The following is a 1007-nucleotide window of genomic DNA, read 5'->3' on the forward strand; positions in this document are numbered from 1 at the left end:
ACGCGTCATCCGCGCGGCCCTCGCCAACGCCCGTGTGACTCCGGACCTCGTGGACGTGGTGGAGGCACACGGCACCGGCACGACCCTCGGTGACCCGATCGAGGCCCAGGCGCTGCTGGCGACCTATGGGCAGGGCAGGGATCCCGAACGGCCTTTGTGGCTGGGCTCGTTGAAGTCCAACATCGGCCACGCACAGGCCGCGTCCGGCGTCGGCGGCGTGATGAAGATGGTGCTGGCGCTGCAGCACGGTCTCCTTCCGCGGACACTGCACGTCGATGAGCCGACTCCGCACGTCGACTGGTCGGCGGGTGCGGTGTCGCTGCTGACGGAGGCCGTGGAGTGGCCGGAGACGGAGGGGCGTCCGCGTCGGGCGGGTGTGTCCTCGTTCGGGGTGAGCGGCACCAATGCACATGTGGTGCTGGAGGAGGCTCCGGTCGGGTCCGGGTCGGGGTCGGGGTCCGGGACTGAGCCGGAGGATGCCGTTGTGCCGGTGTTCGTGGCTGGTGGTGTGGTGCCGTGGGTGGTGTCGGGTCGTGGTGGGGACGGGCTTGCCGGCCAGGCGAGCCGGTTGGCGTCGTATGTGGATGCTGCTGCCGATGAGTTGCGTCCGGTGGATGTCGCGTGGTCGCTTGCTGCCACGCGAGCAGCGTTGGAGAACCGTGCTGTCGTCCTGGGCACGGACGGGGGCGAACTGACCCTCGGGGTCAAGGGCTTGGCGGTCGGTGACGGAGTGACCCCGTCGTCCGTTGTACGAGGCCGGGCCGCTCACGCTGCTGCCGGTGACGTGGTGTTCGTGTTTCCGGGTCAGGGGGCGCAGTGGGTTGGTATGGGGCGGGAGTTGTGGGATGTCTCGCCGGTGTTCGCCGCGTCGATGGAGGCGTGTGGGGCTGCGCTGGCTCCTTATGTGGAGTGGTCGCTGAGTGATGTCGTGCGTGGTGGGGCTGAGTTGGCGGATGTTGATGTGGTGCAGCCGGTGTCGTGGGCGGTGATGGTGTCGCTGGCGGCGT

The 1007-nt window shown here is 69.1% G+C and carries 1 protein-coding gene; it reads left to right on the forward strand.

The window, feature by feature from the left end:
* Positions 1-1007: acyltransferase domain-containing protein (locus IE277_RS46705; protein WP_189960213.1), on the forward strand; the 1007-nt coding region annotated here is incomplete at both ends.

The sequence above is a fragment of the Streptomyces alanosinicus genome (assembly GCF_014650595.1).
Classification (GTDB): Bacteria; Actinomycetota; Actinomycetes; order Streptomycetales; family Streptomycetaceae; genus Streptomyces; species Streptomyces alanosinicus.